This window comes from Streptococcus suis, assembly GCF_002960445.1.
GTDB lineage: Bacteria > Bacillota > Bacilli > Lactobacillales > Streptococcaceae > Streptococcus > Streptococcus hyiners.
Genome location: NZ_POJD01000190.1, coordinates 1 through 335 on the forward strand (window position 1 = coordinate 1; position 335 = coordinate 335).

The 335-nt window shown below is 37.0% G+C and carries 1 protein-coding gene; it reads left to right on the top strand.

What is annotated here, in order from left to right:
* Window positions 1–253 (top strand): type II CAAX prenyl endopeptidase Rce1 family protein (locus C1G53_RS07705; RefSeq protein ID WP_153046674.1); only part of this gene is annotated, 253 nt, incomplete at its 5' end.
* Between the last annotated feature and the right edge of the window lie 82 nt (window positions 254–335).

Consider the following 335-nt stretch of genomic DNA (forward strand, 5'->3'; position numbering starts at 1 on the left):
CTTTTTCTTAGGATTATTGTTGAGCACAGATAAGAAAAAGCGTTCGCTGGTCTTACTCTTTTCAACAATTGTCCGTATATCTTTCCATACCTATCAAGGAATGGTATCTGCTCTTGTTATTGGTGTAGCCTTCGGCCTTTTCTATTACTACATGTACACAAGGAAAAATGACAATTTATTGCCATATTTCTTAGGACATGCTCTTGCGGATATGGTTGGTACAAGTTTCTTCTCATTATTTATTGCAGGGTAAACAATGAGAAGAACGGACATCAAGCTAATCGGATAAAATTTCTTTCTCCCTACAGCTGACAAACGGATGATGATACGTAGTT